Source organism: Halpernia frigidisoli (assembly GCF_900113805.1).
Lineage (GTDB): Bacteria > Bacteroidota > Bacteroidia > Flavobacteriales > Weeksellaceae > Halpernia > Halpernia frigidisoli.
On sequence record NZ_FOQT01000002.1, the window covers coordinates 555,380 to 572,212 of the forward strand.

General features: G+C 34.3%; 11 protein-coding genes. 1 reads left to right on the forward strand and 10 read right to left on the reverse strand.

Annotated features, from left to right (window positions below; all coding sequences use genetic code 11):
* Positions 1-2: 2 nt before the first annotated feature.
* The 4 genes from BM238_RS07675 to BM238_RS07690 all read right to left on the reverse strand — a co-directional run bounded on the left by BM238_RS07675 (position 3) and on the right by BM238_RS07690 (position 8,932).
* A complete protein-coding gene (locus BM238_RS07675) occupies positions 3-3,437 on the reverse strand; it encodes a hypothetical protein (protein WP_090079603.1) in 3,435 nt (1,144 codons plus the stop codon).
* A 29-nt stretch (positions 3,438-3,466) separates the two neighbouring features.
* Positions 3,467-4,297 (reverse strand): glycoside hydrolase family 16 protein, encoded by an 831-nt coding sequence (locus tag BM238_RS07680; protein ID WP_090079604.1) that lies wholly within the window; start codon positions 4,295-4,297, stop codon positions 3,467-3,469.
* 11 nt (positions 4,298-4,308) lie between these two features.
* A complete protein-coding gene (locus BM238_RS07685; protein ID WP_090079605.1) occupies positions 4,309-5,712 on the reverse strand; it encodes an Ig-like domain-containing protein in 1,404 nt (467 codons plus the stop codon).
* An 85-nt stretch (positions 5,713-5,797) separates the two neighbouring features.
* A complete protein-coding gene (locus tag BM238_RS07690; RefSeq protein ID WP_090079606.1) occupies positions 5,798-8,932 on the reverse strand; it encodes a glycoside hydrolase family 2 TIM barrel-domain containing protein in 3,135 nt (1,044 codons plus the stop codon).
* Positions 8,933-9,390: 458 nt separating this feature from the next.
* Here BM238_RS07690 and glk point away from each other — a divergent pair, with 458 nt between their 5' ends.
* Positions 9,391-10,461, forward strand: coding sequence for a glucokinase (gene glk, locus BM238_RS07695; protein ID WP_090079607.1), 1,071 nt, complete (start codon positions 9,391-9,393; stop codon positions 10,459-10,461).
* A gap of 18 nt (positions 10,462-10,479) precedes the next feature.
* Here the strand turns inward: glk and BM238_RS07700 are convergent, their stop codons facing one another.
* The 6 genes from BM238_RS07700 to tal all read right to left on the reverse strand — a co-directional run bounded on the left by BM238_RS07700 (position 10,480) and on the right by tal (position 16,796).
* Entirely contained in the window at positions 10,480-11,226 is a 747-nt protein-coding gene (locus BM238_RS07700; RefSeq protein WP_090079608.1) for a hypothetical protein, read from the reverse strand.
* Positions 11,227-11,258: 32 nt separating this feature from the next.
* Positions 11,259-11,981, reverse strand: a complete 723-nt coding sequence (gene pgl / locus BM238_RS07705; RefSeq protein ID WP_090079609.1) for a 6-phosphogluconolactonase — start codon at positions 11,979-11,981, stop codon at positions 11,259-11,261.
* Between the two features lie 3 nt (positions 11,982-11,984).
* Entirely contained in the window at positions 11,985-13,496 is a 1,512-nt protein-coding gene (gene zwf / locus BM238_RS07710; protein ID WP_090079610.1) for a glucose-6-phosphate dehydrogenase, read from the reverse strand.
* Positions 13,497-13,637: 141 nt separating this feature from the next.
* Complete coding sequence (gene gndA, locus BM238_RS07715) at positions 13,638-15,074, reverse strand: NADP-dependent phosphogluconate dehydrogenase (protein WP_177205442.1); 1,437 nt, start codon at positions 15,072-15,074, stop codon at positions 13,638-13,640.
* 4 nt (positions 15,075-15,078) lie between these two features.
* Entirely contained in the window at positions 15,079-15,702 is a 624-nt protein-coding gene (locus tag BM238_RS07720) for an HAD family hydrolase (RefSeq protein ID WP_090079612.1), read from the reverse strand.
* A 2-nt stretch (positions 15,703-15,704) separates the two neighbouring features.
* Positions 15,705-16,796 carry a transaldolase gene (gene tal, locus BM238_RS07725; RefSeq protein ID WP_090079613.1) on the reverse strand — a complete coding sequence of 364 codons (1,092 nt, stop codon included), beginning with the start codon at positions 16,794-16,796 and terminating at the stop codon, positions 15,705-15,707.
* Between the last annotated feature and the right edge of the window lie 37 nt (positions 16,797-16,833).

A 16,833-nucleotide genomic window follows, 5' to 3' on the forward strand; every position in this document is an offset into this window, starting at 1 on the left:
CATTATCTCAATTGTTCTTCTAAAATTCCCACGGTAATGGCTTTTATTTCACCAGTTCGTTCCCAGATTTTAGCGCTTAGTTTTTCATTTAAAGTATTGGAAGAAATTTGCTCTTCCCGATCTGAATATTTTATCTTAATGAACTTTTCATTTGAAATTAGATAAACTACAGGAACTTGGCAAAGCGTAAAACCCATAGATTTTGCTGGCAATTTTAAATTAATTGCTCCATTGTTGACATCCGTAATTTTTATTTCAGATTCAGTTTCAATAAAATTTGATTTTCTCAATAAAAAAGGATCAAATTTTACGCAACCACCTTCCACCACAATTCCCAGTTCGCCCCATCTTGCAAGCAAATCTTCTTTTACTTGTCCCGTCATTCCCGGTTGTTGCGCACCACGGTGAAAAGGCGTGTGGGAATAAGGATCTGTCGGAAAAGAACCATAATTTTTCGGTGATTTATGCGCGCCAATTCCATCTTTTATATCTTCGTAATGATCGATTAATTGATTTAAAATTTCTGCAGAATTTCCTTCTTTTCTTGCTTTGATCGTTACTTCTTGTAATGCCAAAAGTAATTTTGAAACCATGTGCCAATAAATTGAACCCAAACCTTCATAACCGAAAAAAGTTCCAGATCTGCCGGTAAATTCTTTGTGATTAAAGACGTTTTCGTAGATATTTAGGATTTTAATTATTTCATTTTTATCAATATTTAAAACTTCTAATTCTTGTTTTAGATCATCTGCATTTTTAAAATTGCTGTTAAAATGATAATGGTTTTTAACGTCTTTTTCTATTAAAGTTTTATTGCCTGATTCTATATGATTTTTTAAAATATCAGAACTAAAAACTTCACTTTCTGGAATTACGTTTTTAGTTAAAAAACCTTTTATTTGATTATTTGGATAAAGCAAATAACTGTTTTGATCTTGTCGGTACAAATCGCTTTTTCTTAACGCATCCAAAACTTCCAAAGATTCATTTCCGGATAAATGACCAGAACTTAAAACCGCCACTTGACCTTCCAGCATATCACTTAGATGCGAAATTGTTGCCGAATTTTCTATGTAAGAAACTAAATTATACGCGTGATAAAGTCCATTTTCTTTTTTATTTGCATCAATTGTTTTGTCTAAAAACGCCAAAGAAACGGTCATTAATTTTAAAATTTCTGACGATTTTATGGATTTAAAATTTCCAGAAAAATCATTATTATAAATTTGTTCTCTGTAATTACTTCCCGCATTTCCAAGCAAATCCATCATTTTTTTTCTGGATTCATCAGTAATTTTACTTTGAAGAAGAGATTGATTTTCGGTAAATATTTCCAATAAACTTTGAAAAAACACTTCTAATTCTACAGAAATTTCAACTGATTTTTCTTCCGATTTTTCTAAAATAGTTTTAAAGAAATTTAGAAATCTGCTTAAGTAATTCAGCGTTACCATAGAAACGCCATTTCCAACCAAAGCGTTGTTCGCATCGTTCCATTCCGGACGTTGCGTGTTCATCCAAATTCCGCCTTCCGGGATAAAATTTGAAAGTTTGCTTAACGTTGTTGCCAGAATTTTTTCTAAAAAAGTAACGTGGTGAATTTCATTTTTTTGATTGAATTTCAACGTTGCATCTTCACCTAAAAGTGCTTTATTTTTATGAATTTCTAACTCGTCTTTTTGAACAAAATCAATGGTAGATTTTGGATTTTTTAAAATTTCTTGGTAATTTTTGATTCTATAAGGAACATTTGCGTAAACAAAAGATTTTTGCAGAAAAAGATCTTCCAAATATTTTGGATAATAATTTTCAGAAAATTCTAAAAATTTAAGAAGATAAATAATCTGGTGATCTCCCCAATAACCGATATAAGACCAAGGATCATCTGGCTCAATGGTTTCCCAATCGAAGCCATTTTTTATAATTCTGTATGGATTATAACCTTCAAAAGTAGAAGCATTTAAAAATCTAAACAACATCGAGTTTTGCCACGCTGGAAAAGCGTGCGCCAAAGCCTCCCAATTTTGGAAAATATCGCGCCAGTTTCCTTCGTAGTTTAAAATTTTTGAACCGTCTTTTTCACTTCTTGTTTCAATGGAAAATTTATTCCACGGACGCGAAGGATCTCCGTGTCGACGGCTAAATTTTAAAGGTAAATATTCTACACTTAATCTTTTTAAATCCTCATTTCCTAACTTTTCAACTAATTCTGAGAGTTCAAATTTTGTAAAAACTTCTGGTAATTGATTTAATTCTTCGAAATAATGAGTGAAAATTTTAGAATTTCTTTTTTTAATTGAAACAAGAAAATCTTGCTTCTCAATATTGTATTGATCATCAAAAATTCCACCGCGCATTATGTTGAAAAGCGTGTTTGAGTAATATCTTGTGTCATCCCTCAAATCCGCAGTATGCTGAATTCCGTCCGCAGAATTGATTAATTTTAAAAGGTTTTTTGTTCCTAATTTAATATCAGAATTTATGTTTTTAATTAAATTTTCTTTGTCAGAAATCTCAGAACTTAGACTCACAATATTTGAGATATTCTGGTTTACGTTTGCAACGATTGTCCATTCTTTGGTTTCATCAGCAGAAAGGTTGAAATCTGAAATGATAAAATACGCCCCTTTTTCTCCTTTGGAATCAGTCTCTTGCGAAACATCTTTCTTATCTCTAAAATTTTGAAGTTGAGTTGATGACAATAAAATTTTAGAATTTTTAAAACCCAGAGAATAAGCAATGTTTGCAGTTAAAGATTCATTTGGTTCGGCTTTATCAACAATTGTAGCACTCAAAGCGAAAATCCCAATTTTTGAAGCAGAATCTAACTCACTTCTTTTATAAGCATCAACTAAATTACTTGTACTATTTTGCAAATCGCTTCCGACTCCGGCTGGCAAAATATTCTGCAAACCATCACAAATACTAACATTGATGTCAAAATCTGAAATATTTTTTAATTCCGTTTCGCGAACAAAACCATAAACATTGGAATTGCTCCATTTGTACTTAAAAACGAGACCTAAATCTTCGTTAATTTCTTCAAAAATTACTGAATTTCCATAGAAACTTTTGTACAGATTTCTTTTAATATTTTTAAAATGATTTCTAATTGAAAAAGGTTCCCAAATTAAAACCTCATCGTTTTTTGAAACTTTAATAATGGTTTTGCTTCCAGTAATTTCCGCAGATTCTGTTATTTTATCATCTGTATAATAAGGAAAAAGAGCCAATTCACTATTTTTTCTTCCCGCGCTCAAAGCACCGTTACTTGAAATAAACATCCAATGATTGGAATCGCTTACAATACTCATGAAAAATGGACGCATTTCATCAACATTAGAAATTTTAAAAAAAACTTCATTGTCAATATTAATTTGAGACATTTTCACGGAAGAAATATTTTCCTCAGTCATATTTGGAACAGCATCAATCATCAAAAATTTCTAAAGTTTAGATTTAAAAACTATTTATAAACACGAATATAATCGACCGTCATCTCTTGCGGAAACGGCGTTAAAGAAGTTGGAAATCCCACATAATTTCCGCCAACCGCTAGATTTAAAATCAGATAGAAATCATGGTCAAAAACCCATTTCCCAGTTACTTTTTCAGGTGTGATCCATTGGTATAAATAATCGTCTACGAAAAAATCGATTTGATTTGGTGACCATTCTACAGAGAATCTGTGAAAGTCTTTGTCAAATCTGTCATTCTGCAAACCATATTGTTTTGTGATAGAAGCACCTCCGGAATAGCCAGGTCCGTGGACTGTTCCGTTGATCATATTTGGTGTTTGTCCGCGAAGTTCCATTATGTCGATCTCACCGCAGTTAGGCCAGCTGTTTGTATCTTCATCTGCGCCAATCATCCAGAATGCCGGCCAAATACCCGGTCCGTACGGTGTTTTGATTCTTGCTTCAACTTTACCGTAAGTAGTTTTAAATAAACCTTTAGTTTTAATCCTGCTAGAGGTGAACTGACTTCCATTATAAACCTCACTTTTTGCCGTGATAACCAAATTACCACTGCCATTTTGGGAGATATTTTGTGGTCGACTGGTGTAATATTCTAATTCTTGATTTCCCCAACCGGAAATACCGTTTCCAATGTCAAAATTCCAGTTTTTTGCATCTGGCGCACTTCCTGCAGCGCCTTCAAATTCGTCACTCCAAACCAATTGCCAATTGTGATCTGGTAAATCCTGAACAGCTTCTCTCTGGCAAGAATTTATGGCCAAAAGTGCTGTCGTGAAAAAAATTACTGAACTGAATTTATATAAAATTGTTTTTTTCATTTTTGTAAAATTTATTTATAAAGAAATACGTTGTCTGCATAAAAATTATCGATGTTTGTACCCGATAAAATGATTTGAGCTAAATGTTTTCTGTTTACCAAACTACCCAGCGAAGAAAAAGGAATATCTAAACTCACCCATTTTTGACCCGCTAAAATTGGTGATGAAAAAATTCTAGTCGCATTAGTGTCATCATTTCCACCATAAACTCCATCTGCACCCCAATCGATCAATTGTACTGAAAAATTTGCACCTTGCTTCAGGGCTTGTGGTAAAAATATATCGATATGAAAACTTGTCATTGTAGAAGCATCAATTGTAGGTTTACTGAATTGAATTCCAACAAAATTAAAATTGGTATAATTTAAAACATGATCATTGCTCACTGTAAAATCCGCAGATTGTGTGGTTTGATAAGGCGCGTAATAACCATTATAATAATCGACTGGCACATTTGAATAATTATCACTGAAAATTGAAATGACATTTGCACTTGTTTGTGTGGGTTTTGGTGCAGATAAAAATGCACCTGATGAATTAATTGTTAAACTTCCTTTCGCTACAGATTTACCTAAGTTAGCAGTAATTTTTGCTGTTCCTGCTCCTACTGTTGTTATTAAACCCGCATTATTCACAGTTGCAACGGCAGGTGTGGATGTATTAAAAGTAAAGTAACTTGGAGAAACATTCACCGTCTGATTTACGCCATCAGGTAAATTAAAAATAGCAGCAACGTCATCGACATTGTTCGTAACGCCTATAAATGAATTTGTAACCTTATCCAAACCTTTAAAAATAGATGCCTGAGCATTACCAATTGTTCCCACATTTTCAAATTTTAAATCATCAATCCAAAAAGTGTAACCTCTGTTATTTTCAGGTCCTTCGGAAATAAAAAACATACCTTTCTCTGCTGTTAATTTCGCAGCATCCGGAATTGGTATATACACTTTTTTCCAATTTGTATTTACTGGCAGCCCGCTGATAGAAGCCTGGTATTTATTTGCGCCAAGATCATTACCGAAACCTATAATATCAATATTTGCAGGTTGCGTCGCTTTTATCCAAAAACTTAGCGTATTGAAACGGGACAGATCTCTTGCAGAATTAGTGAAAAATGCGCCGCCCGCATATGCGCCTTTTGGATCATTAAAATCAGGCACAGCGAACTTCATTGACATTGCGGAATTATTATAAGTAACATCTTTATCCGTATCAAATGCTGTTGGCACCGATCCACCAAATGCGGCGTAAAGAAGTCCTGAACTAAATCCATCGATGAAGATATCTCCATTTGTAGGATTTGTAGCTTCCTGCAATTCACTTATATCCCGCTGACACGATCCAATTGATATCAGAACTGAAAATGACAGCAAAATTTTAGTGAATTTTATTAAATTTATTTTTGATTTCATTTGTTAATATTTATTTATTTAATGGTCAATTTAATTTCTCGTTTGTTGACCAATTTATTGAATACTTTATTTTTATTGAAAAATATTATTTACCAATATTTATTTGAATGTAAGTCCTGATCTCCCATTCGTTACCATTTGGAAATCCTATTGCCGTCGGGTCTGGAACATAAGCTCCAGCAGGATTAAATGTAGATGTAGGATTATAGCGTGGAGAATATTGATCCAGAGTTCTGTAAGTTCCTCTTATCCCGATCTGCGTGCCTGGAAGAATGAACCAATTCGGTTTTCCAATAGTTGTAGAGAGATCTAATACTAACTGAAGTGGAAAAGTTAAGTTAAAATCACGGTGGTAATCGTAAGGTCCCCAATCATTAATTTTAGCCCCAGCTATTAATTTCATTTTTTTGTAAATTGTTCTTAAGTCAATCCCTAAACGTTTTATTTTTCTTGGATCACTTCCATTGGCCTGCGCATCACCACCATAGAAATTTGAAATAAGTCCAAATTGTGAGTTAAATTTCATAACTACTTTTCCATTCACTTCCCAAAGATTTGCTGCGGGCGGTGCACCCGGAAATGCGAAAGTTGATCTTCCGTCCGGAAAAATACCTATCGCTGCATCCTGAGTTGTAGGCATATGTCTGTAAATTGCTCCAACGTTAAAAGCAAAAGGTGCATATTCAGTGCGGTCATTATCCCACTGATACATCCATGTTGCCGGTGTTGGGTCATATGTAAACAGCAACTCTCCAGCAGTCATTTGGCGATTCACCCGCACGCTGAAAGGATCATCTAAAATATTTCTAGGTCTTCCTGGACTTGGGACATTCATTGGGATAGGTCCTTCAATAGGTTTCTGCCATAAGAAGTTTGGTGCGATCTGGAAATTTCCCATATTGTATGTAAAACCTGAAAGGAAATTATACTGGTTACCACTACCGCTGTCTTTTAAACGCCATCCGGTAAAAGTCTGCGTATAATCTGCTCCGCCAAAGGCAACCAATCCCATTGCAGCGCCCTGGGCATACATGTTGAATTTTCCGCCAGTGTAAGTTAATTTCATTTTACCGCCAAAGTTATCTTTTGATTTCACGAAGTCCTGATAAATCGAATAGTTGCCTTCATCGCCACGAACAGCCTGAAATAGACGACCATTTAGAGGTTGACCAGCCCAAATTCCGCCTAAATCAATTTTAAATTTACCAAAAGTTCTGTCTAACGCTAAAGTGACACGTCTTGTTTTTGGTTGAGGAATAGCGTATGAACTTGTTGTATTTTGTTGTTTATCCAGATCTTCATGGTAAATACCTGTTAATCGGGTTTTTCCAATTATTTTGGAATATTTCACCAATAATGCCGGATTTGCTCCCCACCACAGTTGCGGACCAAAAGCTAGTTTTAAACCATTAATATGCTTCTTACCTGTAAATTCAAAACCTACCGGCGCTTCTCCGTTGTATATGTCTATGTTTGCACCATAATTAGCTTCCGGATAGAGTCCGAAGAAATCGCCCTCATATTCCCAATGATAATGTCCGGTTCTGTAAAAACCATTTAAATCAAAATATTTAGTCTGCCAGTTGTAAGTTGCTCTATAAAGCGCCACTCTGCCTTCAGAATTTAAAATAGTTGTGCCATCAACTGTTTTTACTTTTACAGGTCTTGCTCTGTTTTCATAAAAAATTTCGTCAATAGGATTTAGGGCAACATGTCCTACAATATTAAACTCAGCTGTTGCACGCATATTTGAAGCAGGATTAGCTTCTACGCCTAGATAAATGGATTCCATATGGTCAAATCCCTGTCTGTTGGGATAAACTGATTTGTTGACATCCTCCTGTTTGGGCGTTGTTATTAAACTGCCTCCAGTATTATAAGTAGTGAAGTTTGCATTAAATTTACTCAACCTCAAAAGTTTTGAAGAGTTTCCTTCTAATGCAGCTTTATCGCCACGCGCCTGCAAACCTGCAGCCGTTGAGTTTATATTTTTAAACTTATCATCCAATTTTACTAACGATTGATCTTCACCAAAAAGTTTTATATGGTGTACATCTTTTAGTGCATAATATGCAGCACGTGGATAAAGCTGATACAAACCATTGTCATCCGCAGAACCTTTTGCACAGATCCCAAACCATTCCTCGTTCATATTATTTTCACCTTGAACAAAATCTTTTATATAACCGCCATTACTCCAGGATGCATCTGTATTATGAATGTCGAGATCAACAGTTTGCCCGGATTTCCACCAACCATCGCTAAACTGAAAAGTGAAGCCTCCTAATGAATTTCCTGCTTTACCAAAACCTGCGGCATTCTCATATATTTCTTTCCAGTTATTAACTAAGTAATCAGCCTGGTCTTTTTGATTTTCACCCTGTTCTAGATTATTAAATGCATCAGATCCAAATTCAGTGAACATTATTGGTTTATCCACCACTTTTTTTACCCGTTGAAATACATCTCCAAAAGAAGTTCCTCTGTAAACATTTAAACCAAGAACATCAATATCCGGACATTCTTTACTTATCATATCTAAAAATAATAGATCACCATTACAAATTGAAACAGGTCGGGAATTATCTATATTTTTTACGGCTAAAGTTGCTTGATTAAACAAAGAGTACAAAGCTTCAGCTTTTTTAGTAGATTTTCTGTCTTCCATGGGAACATCTTCTGTCTCAGCACCTTCCCAAAATAAACCGTAATTATTTTCATTTCCTAAAAGATACATAAGAAGTCCTGGCGTCCCTTTATACTCATTCGCCATATCCTGCACTTCCTTTAAAAGTATATTTTTTACCCGAGAATCCGAATAATCGGTATTCGGGGCGTAAGTGCCATCTAAGGTCAATCCATATCGGCCAAAAGTGTGGTTAATTACAGTATAAATACCATAATTTTCGTAAATATATTTTATCCATTTCGGCTGTATTCCTGTATAAACGCGAATTGTATTTACGCCCATATTATTAAGCAAAGCCATTTCAGAATCTAAAGCTTTCTTAATAATATCATCAGACTGCGTCCAAAGGCTGTATGAAAAATTAGTTCCGATCGGAAAGTAATCCCAGTTCATCCCATTTATCATAAATTTTTGCTGATCTACAAGTAAATGGTTTCCATCATTATCTGTGGTAAGCTCAACCTTATTCGTTTGAGAGAAAATATTGGAGGAAATGAAAATTAAGAATAGAAAATAAATATATTTTTTCATCTATTAAAAAGTGTTTTTGGGTTATTAGATTTTTATTACAGTTTTATTATATCCAGATCCTAAATGTAATTTAAAGATTTGGGCTACATTTATATACATTATATATACATAGTTATTAATATTTTAACTTATTAATAATCAATGTTTTAAACAGTTAATAGATTAAATATATCATGAAATATGGCATTAAAGTTCAAAATTTTAGAAAAATAAAACACTTTAGCAATCCCCGTGAAGCAAGCCTTTTCATAACAATTTCAAATTTTTGTCTCATAAAAAGATAATAGATAACAATTTCTGATTTTGAAATATTTTATCTAAAAATTTAAAATGATATGCTTTTCGGTTGCATTTTTGATGATTTGGAACTTCAGCTTTTTATTTAATTTACAATTTTTAGAAAAATTTTTACTTAAAAAACTTGTCAAAAATTACCTTTTAACCTCATCTAAAATTTAATGAAAACTTTTAAATCAATCTCCCTCCCTGATATTTCAGATACAACTTTACCAATGTCTTTTCCTTCCGGTAAAAATAAATTACCAAGAGCGGGAGTCGTTTTGGCTGCAGATATTGGCGGAACAAAAACTGAATTGGCACTTTTTCAAATAAAAAATGGAAAATTAATCTCGCTTAAAAGTCAAAGATATCCGACGAAAGACCATGAATCTTTTGTAAAAGCCATTCAAGAATTTCACGATGATAAATCTTTAAAAATTAATTGTGCCTGTTTAGGCGTTGCCGGAACTGTCGAAGGCGATAAAGTAAGCGGAACTAATTTCGCGTGGGAAATTGATGCGAAAAAATTGCAAAAAGATTTAAAAATAAAAACTGTTCTTTTAATTAATGATCTTCAAGCCAATGCTTACGGACTTTCTGCGCTAAAAACTTCTGATTTTGAAACCATTTCCAAAGGTAAAAGAGAGGCAGGAAATGCCGTTGTAATTTCGCCGGGAACTGGCCTTGGTGAAGCCGGATTATTTTGGGACGGTTCAAAATTTAATCCTTATGCATCAGAAGGCGGACATTGTAATTTTGCGCCAAGAACGGATTTGGATGTCGAATTATTTAAATTTCTAACTAAAAAATTCGATCACGTTAGTTGGGAAAGAGTGATTTCCGGCAGGGGAATTATGAATATTTACGAATTTTTGAGACAATTTAGAAAAGCAAAAGAACCAAAATGGCTTAAAGAACAACTGAAAATTGACAATTCTGCGAAAATAATTTCAGCCGCAGCATTAGAAAAAAAAGACGCAGTTTGCGAAGAAACCATTCAACTTTTTCTAAAATATCTTGCCGTAGAAGCAAGTGAATTGGCATTAAAAGGAAAAGCAACGGGCGGAATTTTCATCGGTGGCGGAATTGTCCCAAAAATTCTTCCCTTAATTGATAAAAAAGAATTTTACGAAAATTTTATCAACGTGGGAAGAATGAAAAATTTGCTTAAAAACATTCCCGTAAAAATTGTGTTAAATGATAAAACGGCTTTAATGGGCGCTGCTTATTATGCTGCGATGGGGCTTTAGTTTGATAATTTAGCAAAATTACCAAAGATCATTTTTAGAAATTATTTTTAATGGAAATTCCAGTTTCATTAATTCTGTTAAAATTTCTCCTCCAATAGTAATTATGTCTTCATGTGAAATATAAATTAACCAAGTATTTTCCCAATTTGTGTATGAAGATTCCAGCAAATCAAGATTAAATTCAATAACGTCAATTTCATAATCAAGTTGATCTTCTGTTAGGAATAAAATTTTATTGTGAGATATTTTCTTTATTAAATTAATTATACGTTTTACGTCATCATCATCAAATAAGTCATATTTAAAGAATATTAATGAATTTCTATTATTAGTTTTTGCTAATGGTTCCCAATAATAATTTCCTTTATTCCATCCATCAAAATCCCAATCATTTTTAAGTTTACTTTTTAAAATTTCAGATTCTTCATTAGTTAATCTTCTTTCGAAAGGAAGTTGATGTAGATTACTCATAGAAGCAATATTCAAATCAATAACGAATTTTTTAAAATTCTTTTCAATTAACGCAATTCTATCTAAATTAACTTGATTAGAACTTGGATTATTGTAGAGTTCAATTAATTCCTCATGGCAAAATTTAATAATTTTTTTTTTCAAAAAGTCAATATCTTCACATTCGGATCCAACTAATAAATCTATTCCTTTCTTTAAGTTTAATGCTACATCTTTTTGCTTACTTAAACCATTTTTAAAAATTTCTAAAATATAATTTTTAGTTTCATTAATAATTTTTGCAGAGTCCGTCATAAAATGATTAAAAATTTTAAATTTAGAATATCCTACAATCTGCCCGCCGCCGCACTATCCAAAAACCAAACAACTTTTCCCTCAGATTTTATCAACCTGGCCGGAAATTCATTTTCAGAGCCGGCTTGATATTCCAAAATATGAAAAACGGCTTCTGCTTTTCCTTCGCCAAATACTAAAAATACAATATTTTTAGATTGGTTAATTAAAGGTGCTGTCATCGTAATTCGGTACATATCAACTTCTTCGACAAAAACAGATTTTACCGTTGCTTCCATTTCATTAAGAACCGAAGTATTTGGGAAAAGTGACGCGGTGTGAGAATTATCGCCTAAACCCAAAAGGTTGAAATCAAATTCAACTGGTTTCCCGTTAAAATGTTTTAAAATAGAATCCCAGTAATTTTTGGCTGATTCTTCCGGAGAACCGGAAGGATTAACTTTAAAAATATTGTCGCTTTTAATATGTAAAGGTTCAAATAAGGCTTCTTTTACCATCATCGAATTCCTTTCAGAATTATCTTCCGGCAGAAACCTTTCATCGCCAAAAAAGAAAAAAGTTTTGTCCCAATCTATTTTATTCTTAAAAGAATCTGACGCTAATAATTCGTATAATTTTTTGGGCGAACTTCCACCAGAAAGTACAAAATTAAACTTACCGTTTACTTCAATAGCGTATTCTGCGGCAATGACGATGCTTTCTGCCAAAGCATTCATCAACTCATTGACTTCATTAAATATTTTTACTTCGTTCATTTTCTATTTTTTATCGGGTAAATTGATCCAGTGAAAACCATCTTTTGCGATCAAAGCATCTGCATTTTCCGGTCCCCAGGAATTGGCAGGATAATTTGGAAAATCGGCGTTTTTATTATTTTCCCAATAATCCAGAATTGGCATTACCACTTCCCATGCTGCTTCTACCTGATCAGCACGCATGAATAAAGTCTGATCGCCGGAAATCACATCTAATAAAAGTGTTTCGTAGGCTTCAGGTGAATCGCCTTTTGTTTTTCCGGAATAATCAAAAACCATATCTACCGTATTTAAAGTCATTTCCAGACCCGGCGTTTTGCTTTCCAGTTGAAATTTGATCGCCATATCCGGTTGAATACTAATGATCAAACGATTTGCTTTTGGTATATTTCTTTCCTGATTTTGAAACATATTATGCGGCACTTCTTTAAACTGAATAATGATATGAGAATCAGATTTAAAAAGTCTTTTTCCGGTTCTTAAATAAAACGGAATGCCTTGCCAACGCCAATTATCCACATAAAATTTCATCGCAGCGTAAGTTTCTGTATTAGAATCTGGTTTGACATCCAGTTCATCGCGATAAGCGGGAACTTCTTTTCCTTCTACCCAACCGGAACCGTATTGACCGCGAACCGCCATGGAATCTACCGAGCCGGGAACGATTTTTCGGATGGCTTTTAAAACCTCAACTTTTCTATCACGAACGAGATCTGCGTCAAAATTAATTGGTGGTTCCATTGCAATAATACACAGCAATTGTAGCAAATGATTTTGGATCATATCACGTAAAATTCCGGCGTTATCGAAATAACTTCCGCGGTCTTCTACGCCAATTTTTTCGGTAACTGAAATCTGAACATGTTCGATATGCGTGCGATTCCATAAAGGTTCCATAATGGTATTTGCGAAACGAAAAGCCATCACATTCTGCACGACTTCTTTGCCTAAATAATGGTCGATCCTGTAGATTTGTTTTTCATCAAAAATCGTGAGCAATTTTGCGTTTAAAGTTTTTGCAGATTCCAGATCGCGACCAAAAGGTTTCTCAATGATCATCCGCGTGGTTTCCCGATTGTTTTCTAATTTACTTTTTGAAACATTTTCTGCGATCGTACAAAAAAGATCCGGCGAAACGGCGCAATAATAAAGCGTAGAAATATCTTCTTTCCATTCTTTTTTATAATCGCTGATCTTATCTGCAAATTCATTGTAAGAGCCGACGTCTTTAATATTTGAGGCTTGGTAAGTTATTTTTTCAGAAAATTTTGCCCAGTCTTCTTTTTTTGCTTTTCCGGTTCGGGAAAACTCGTTGATTCCGTCTAATAAAAGATCTCGGTATTTTTGATCTTTAAATTCTGTTCGCGAAGTGCCGATGATGGCGAATTTTTCTGGCAAACGGTTTTCGAGAAAAAGATTGTACAAAGCAGGAATTATTTTCCGTTTTGTTAAATCGCCGTTTCCACCGAAAACGATGATCACGGTTGGTTTTGTTATATTTATAGTATTTGGCATTTTTAAATTTTTGTTTAAATGTTGTTTTTAGAAAAACTTTTTATTTTTGGCGCAAATCCGTAGCCCGACTTGAGTGTATCCCGATGTAAAATCGGGAGGGAACGGAAGGCGGAAATCGCTGCCCAAATAAAAAAATTAAATTTATTCTTTAATATTTTCCATCATCCATTTTGTATGGAAAACGCCTTCTTTTCCTTTTAACTCGTAAGTGTGCGAACCGAAATAATCGCGTTGCGCCTGAACCAAATTCGTCGGCATATTTTCATTTCTAAAATTATCAAAATAACTTACAGACGAAGAAAAAGCCGGCGTAGAAATACCGTGAAGCGCCGCATCTGAGACGATCGCGCGAATTCCCGGAAGAGTTTCGGTTAAACTTTTTGCCACTTCGTTATCTAAAAGTAAATGTTGAAGTTTAGGATTTTTATTAAATGCGAAATAAATATCTTCCAAAAATTCTGAACGGATAATGCAGCCACCTCGCCAGATTTTGGCAATCGTGTCTAAATTTACTTTGTAATCAAATTCAATATTCGCCTGATAAAGCAAGTGCATTCCTTGCGCATACGCGGAAACCATCGCAAAATAAAAGGCATCTTCTAATTTGTTGCAATAGTCTTCATTATTGGTTTTATAATTGATCTCGGTAGAATCAGAATAAATTTTTGAAGCCTCAACTCTTAGATCTTTTAGGGAAGAAAGATTGCGCATAGAAACGGCAATGTCGATAATTGGCGTGGGAATATGTAGATCCATCGCTGCTTGCGAAGTCCATTTACCAGTACCTTTTGCTTTCGCTGCATCTCGAATTTCATCCAGCAAAAGGGTTTTCTCACCTTCATTTTTATATGCGAAAATATCAGTGGTAATTTCTAATAAGTAAGATTTTAGTCGGCCTTCATTCCATTTTTTATAGACTTGATGAATTTCCTCATTGTCCATTTTGAGACCTTTTTTCATGATCTCGTAGGTTTCTGAAATCAACTGCATGATGGCATATTCAATCCCATTGTGAACCATTTTTACGAAATGTCCCGCGGAACGTTCGCCCATGAAAGCGACAGTTGGTTCGCCATTGACGTGCGCAGCAATTTTTTCTAAAATTGGTTTTAGATGTTCGTACGCTTCTTCATCGCCTCCCGGCATCATACTTGAACCGCGTCTTGCGCCTTCTTCACCGCCGGAAACGCCCATTCCCACAAAATGATAGCCTTTTCCTTCCAAGTCTATGAAACGTTGCTCGGTGTCTGTAAAATGTGAATTTCCTCCATCGATGATGATGTCGCCTTTTTCTAAAACTGTTAATAAATCTTTGATCACGCTATCTACAATTTCACCTGCAGGAACGAGCATCATTACGATTTTCGGACTTTTTAAACTGTCGGTAAATTCCTTTAAAGTGGAATAGCCTTTAATATTTTCGCTTCCTAAATTATTTAGCGCATCCACTTTTTGTTTGCTATTGTCGTAACCCGCGCAATTGTAGCCGTGATCTGCAATGTTTTGTAAAAGGTTGGAACCCATTGTTCCCAAACCGATCATTCCAAAAGCGTTTTGATTTGTATTTTGTTCGTTCATAATATTATTTTCTTATAAAATTTTCGAGAATATTTTTTGTTGTTTCAAAGTTTTCGTGAAGAATGGCGTTCATGCCGAGTTTTTTTGCTGCGTTTACGAGCATTGGTCGGTCGTCAAAATAAACACATTCGTGCGGTTGAACTTGTGCGATTTCCATTGCCCTTTTAAAAATTCTGGGATCAGGCTTTCTGATTTTTATATAACAAGATGAAAAGAGACCGTCAAACAATTGATGTAATTTAAAGTTCTGAATTCGGTAATCATTTAAATCCCTATTTTCATTGCTTAGCGCAAACACGGGTAAATCAATTTGTCTTTTCCAGGTTTTTAACCATTCTAACATTTGTGGTAATTCTACAGATTGAGCAAACATAAACTCTTTAAATTGCTCTTTCGTGAAATCTTGCGGCTTATGAAATAAAATGGTATTAAGATATTCATCCAATGAAATGCTGTCAATCTCGAAAACGTCATAAATAAAATTGTGCAAAATATTAATTTCTTCATAATCAAAACCAAAAACTTTCGCGGCCTCGATTCGGGATTCGTGTCCCCAACCATTCGTCAGCAAAACGCCGCCAATATCCATGAAAACGGCTTTTATTTTTGAAACATCAAAATCACTCATTTCTATGATTTTTTATTTTTTTGATCGTCAATACTTTTCAGCAATTTATCGTAAGCGTCGTTGAATTTCTCAATGCCTTCATCTTCTAATTTCTGCGTGATTTTATCTAAATCAATTCCTTTTTCCTTTAATTCTTCCAAGGCTTTTTTGGCTTCATCTGCATTTTGAGTCAAAGTTTCTGCTGCGTTTCCGTGATCTCTGAAAGCATCAATTGTTTCGATCGGAAGCGTATTCACCGTATCTTTCCCGATAATACTTTCTACATAAACCACATCACTAAATGTTGGATCTTTCGTTCCCGTACTTGCGTAAAGTACGCGTTGCGGTTTCGCCCCTTTTTCCTTTAATTTTTTAAAACGATCGCTGTTTATCATTTCAAGATAGATTTGATAAGCCTGTTTTGAAGAAGAAATTGCGATTTTTCCGTATAAATTTTCTGCGCCCTTTTCTTTTAACATTGGATCGATCATGACATCAATTCTGCTCAAAAAGAAACTTGCCACGGAAGCAATATTTCCTATCGAATTTCCGTCTGAAAGTCTGTCTTCCAAACCGCTCATAAAGGCTTCGGTAATTTCTTTATAGCGCGGAAGTCCAAAAAGTAAAGTCACATTAATATTAATTCCAGCGCGCAGACATTCACGAATAGCGATCAATCCTTCTTTTGTTCCCGGAATTTTGATCATTACATTTTTTCGGTCGACTCTTTTCCAAAGATCTTTTGCCTGAGAAATTGTTTCCTCAGTATCTCGTGCTAAATAAGGCGAAACTTCCAAACTCACGAAACCATCTTCACCATTGGTTTTATCGTAAACCGGTTTAAAAAGATCTGCTGCTTTTTGTATGTCTGAAATCGCCATATTGAAAAATATTGCAGAACTATCATTTTCCGTTTTTGAAAGTTCAACAATATCCTTATCGTAATCTGAACTTCCGCTGATTGCTTTTTCAAAAATTGCCGGATTTGAAGTTAAACCGCGCAAATCGTCATTATCAATTAAACTTTGCAATTTTCCTGAGCGCATAATTTCGCGGTCTAATAAATCGAGCCAAATGCTTTGTCCTAAATTTCTTACTTTATTTAATGGATTCATATTTTTAATTTTTAATGTTAATATTTTTAAATGTAAA

Bases quoted from the DNA above. Each gene is read 5' to 3' on its own strand.
- BM238_RS07675 (WP_090079603.1), bottom strand. From the start codon at position 3,437: ATGATTGATGCTGTTCCAAATATGACTGAGGAAAATATTTCTTCCGTG.
- BM238_RS07680 (WP_090079604.1), bottom strand. From the start codon at position 4,297: ATGAAAAAAACAATTTTATATAAATTCAGTTCAGTAATTTTTTTCACG.
- BM238_RS07685 (WP_090079605.1), bottom strand. From the start codon at position 5,712: ATGAAATCAAAAATAAATTTAATAAAATTCACTAAAATTTTGCTGTCA.
- BM238_RS07690 (WP_090079606.1), bottom strand. From the start codon at position 8,932: ATGAAAAAATATATTTATTTTCTATTCTTAATTTTCATTTCCTCCAAT.
- glk (WP_090079607.1), top strand. From the start codon at position 9,391: ATGAAAACTTTTAAATCAATCTCCCTCCCTGATATTTCAGATACAACT.
- BM238_RS07700 (WP_090079608.1), bottom strand. From the start codon at position 11,226: ATGACGGACTCTGCAAAAATTATTAATGAAACTAAAAATTATATTTTA.
- pgl (WP_090079609.1), bottom strand. From the start codon at position 11,981: ATGAACGAAGTAAAAATATTTAATGAAGTCAATGAGTTGATGAATGCT.
- zwf (WP_090079610.1), bottom strand. From the start codon at position 13,496: ATGCCAAATACTATAAATATAACAAAACCAACCGTGATCATCGTTTTC.
- gndA (WP_177205442.1), bottom strand. From the start codon at position 15,074: ATGAACGAACAAAATACAAATCAAAACGCTTTTGGAATGATCGGTTTG.
- BM238_RS07720 (WP_090079612.1), bottom strand. From the start codon at position 15,702: ATGAGTGATTTTGATGTTTCAAAAATAAAAGCCGTTTTCATGGATATT.
- tal (WP_090079613.1), bottom strand. From the start codon at position 16,796: ATGAATCCATTAAATAAAGTAAGAAATTTAGGACAAAGCATTTGGCTC.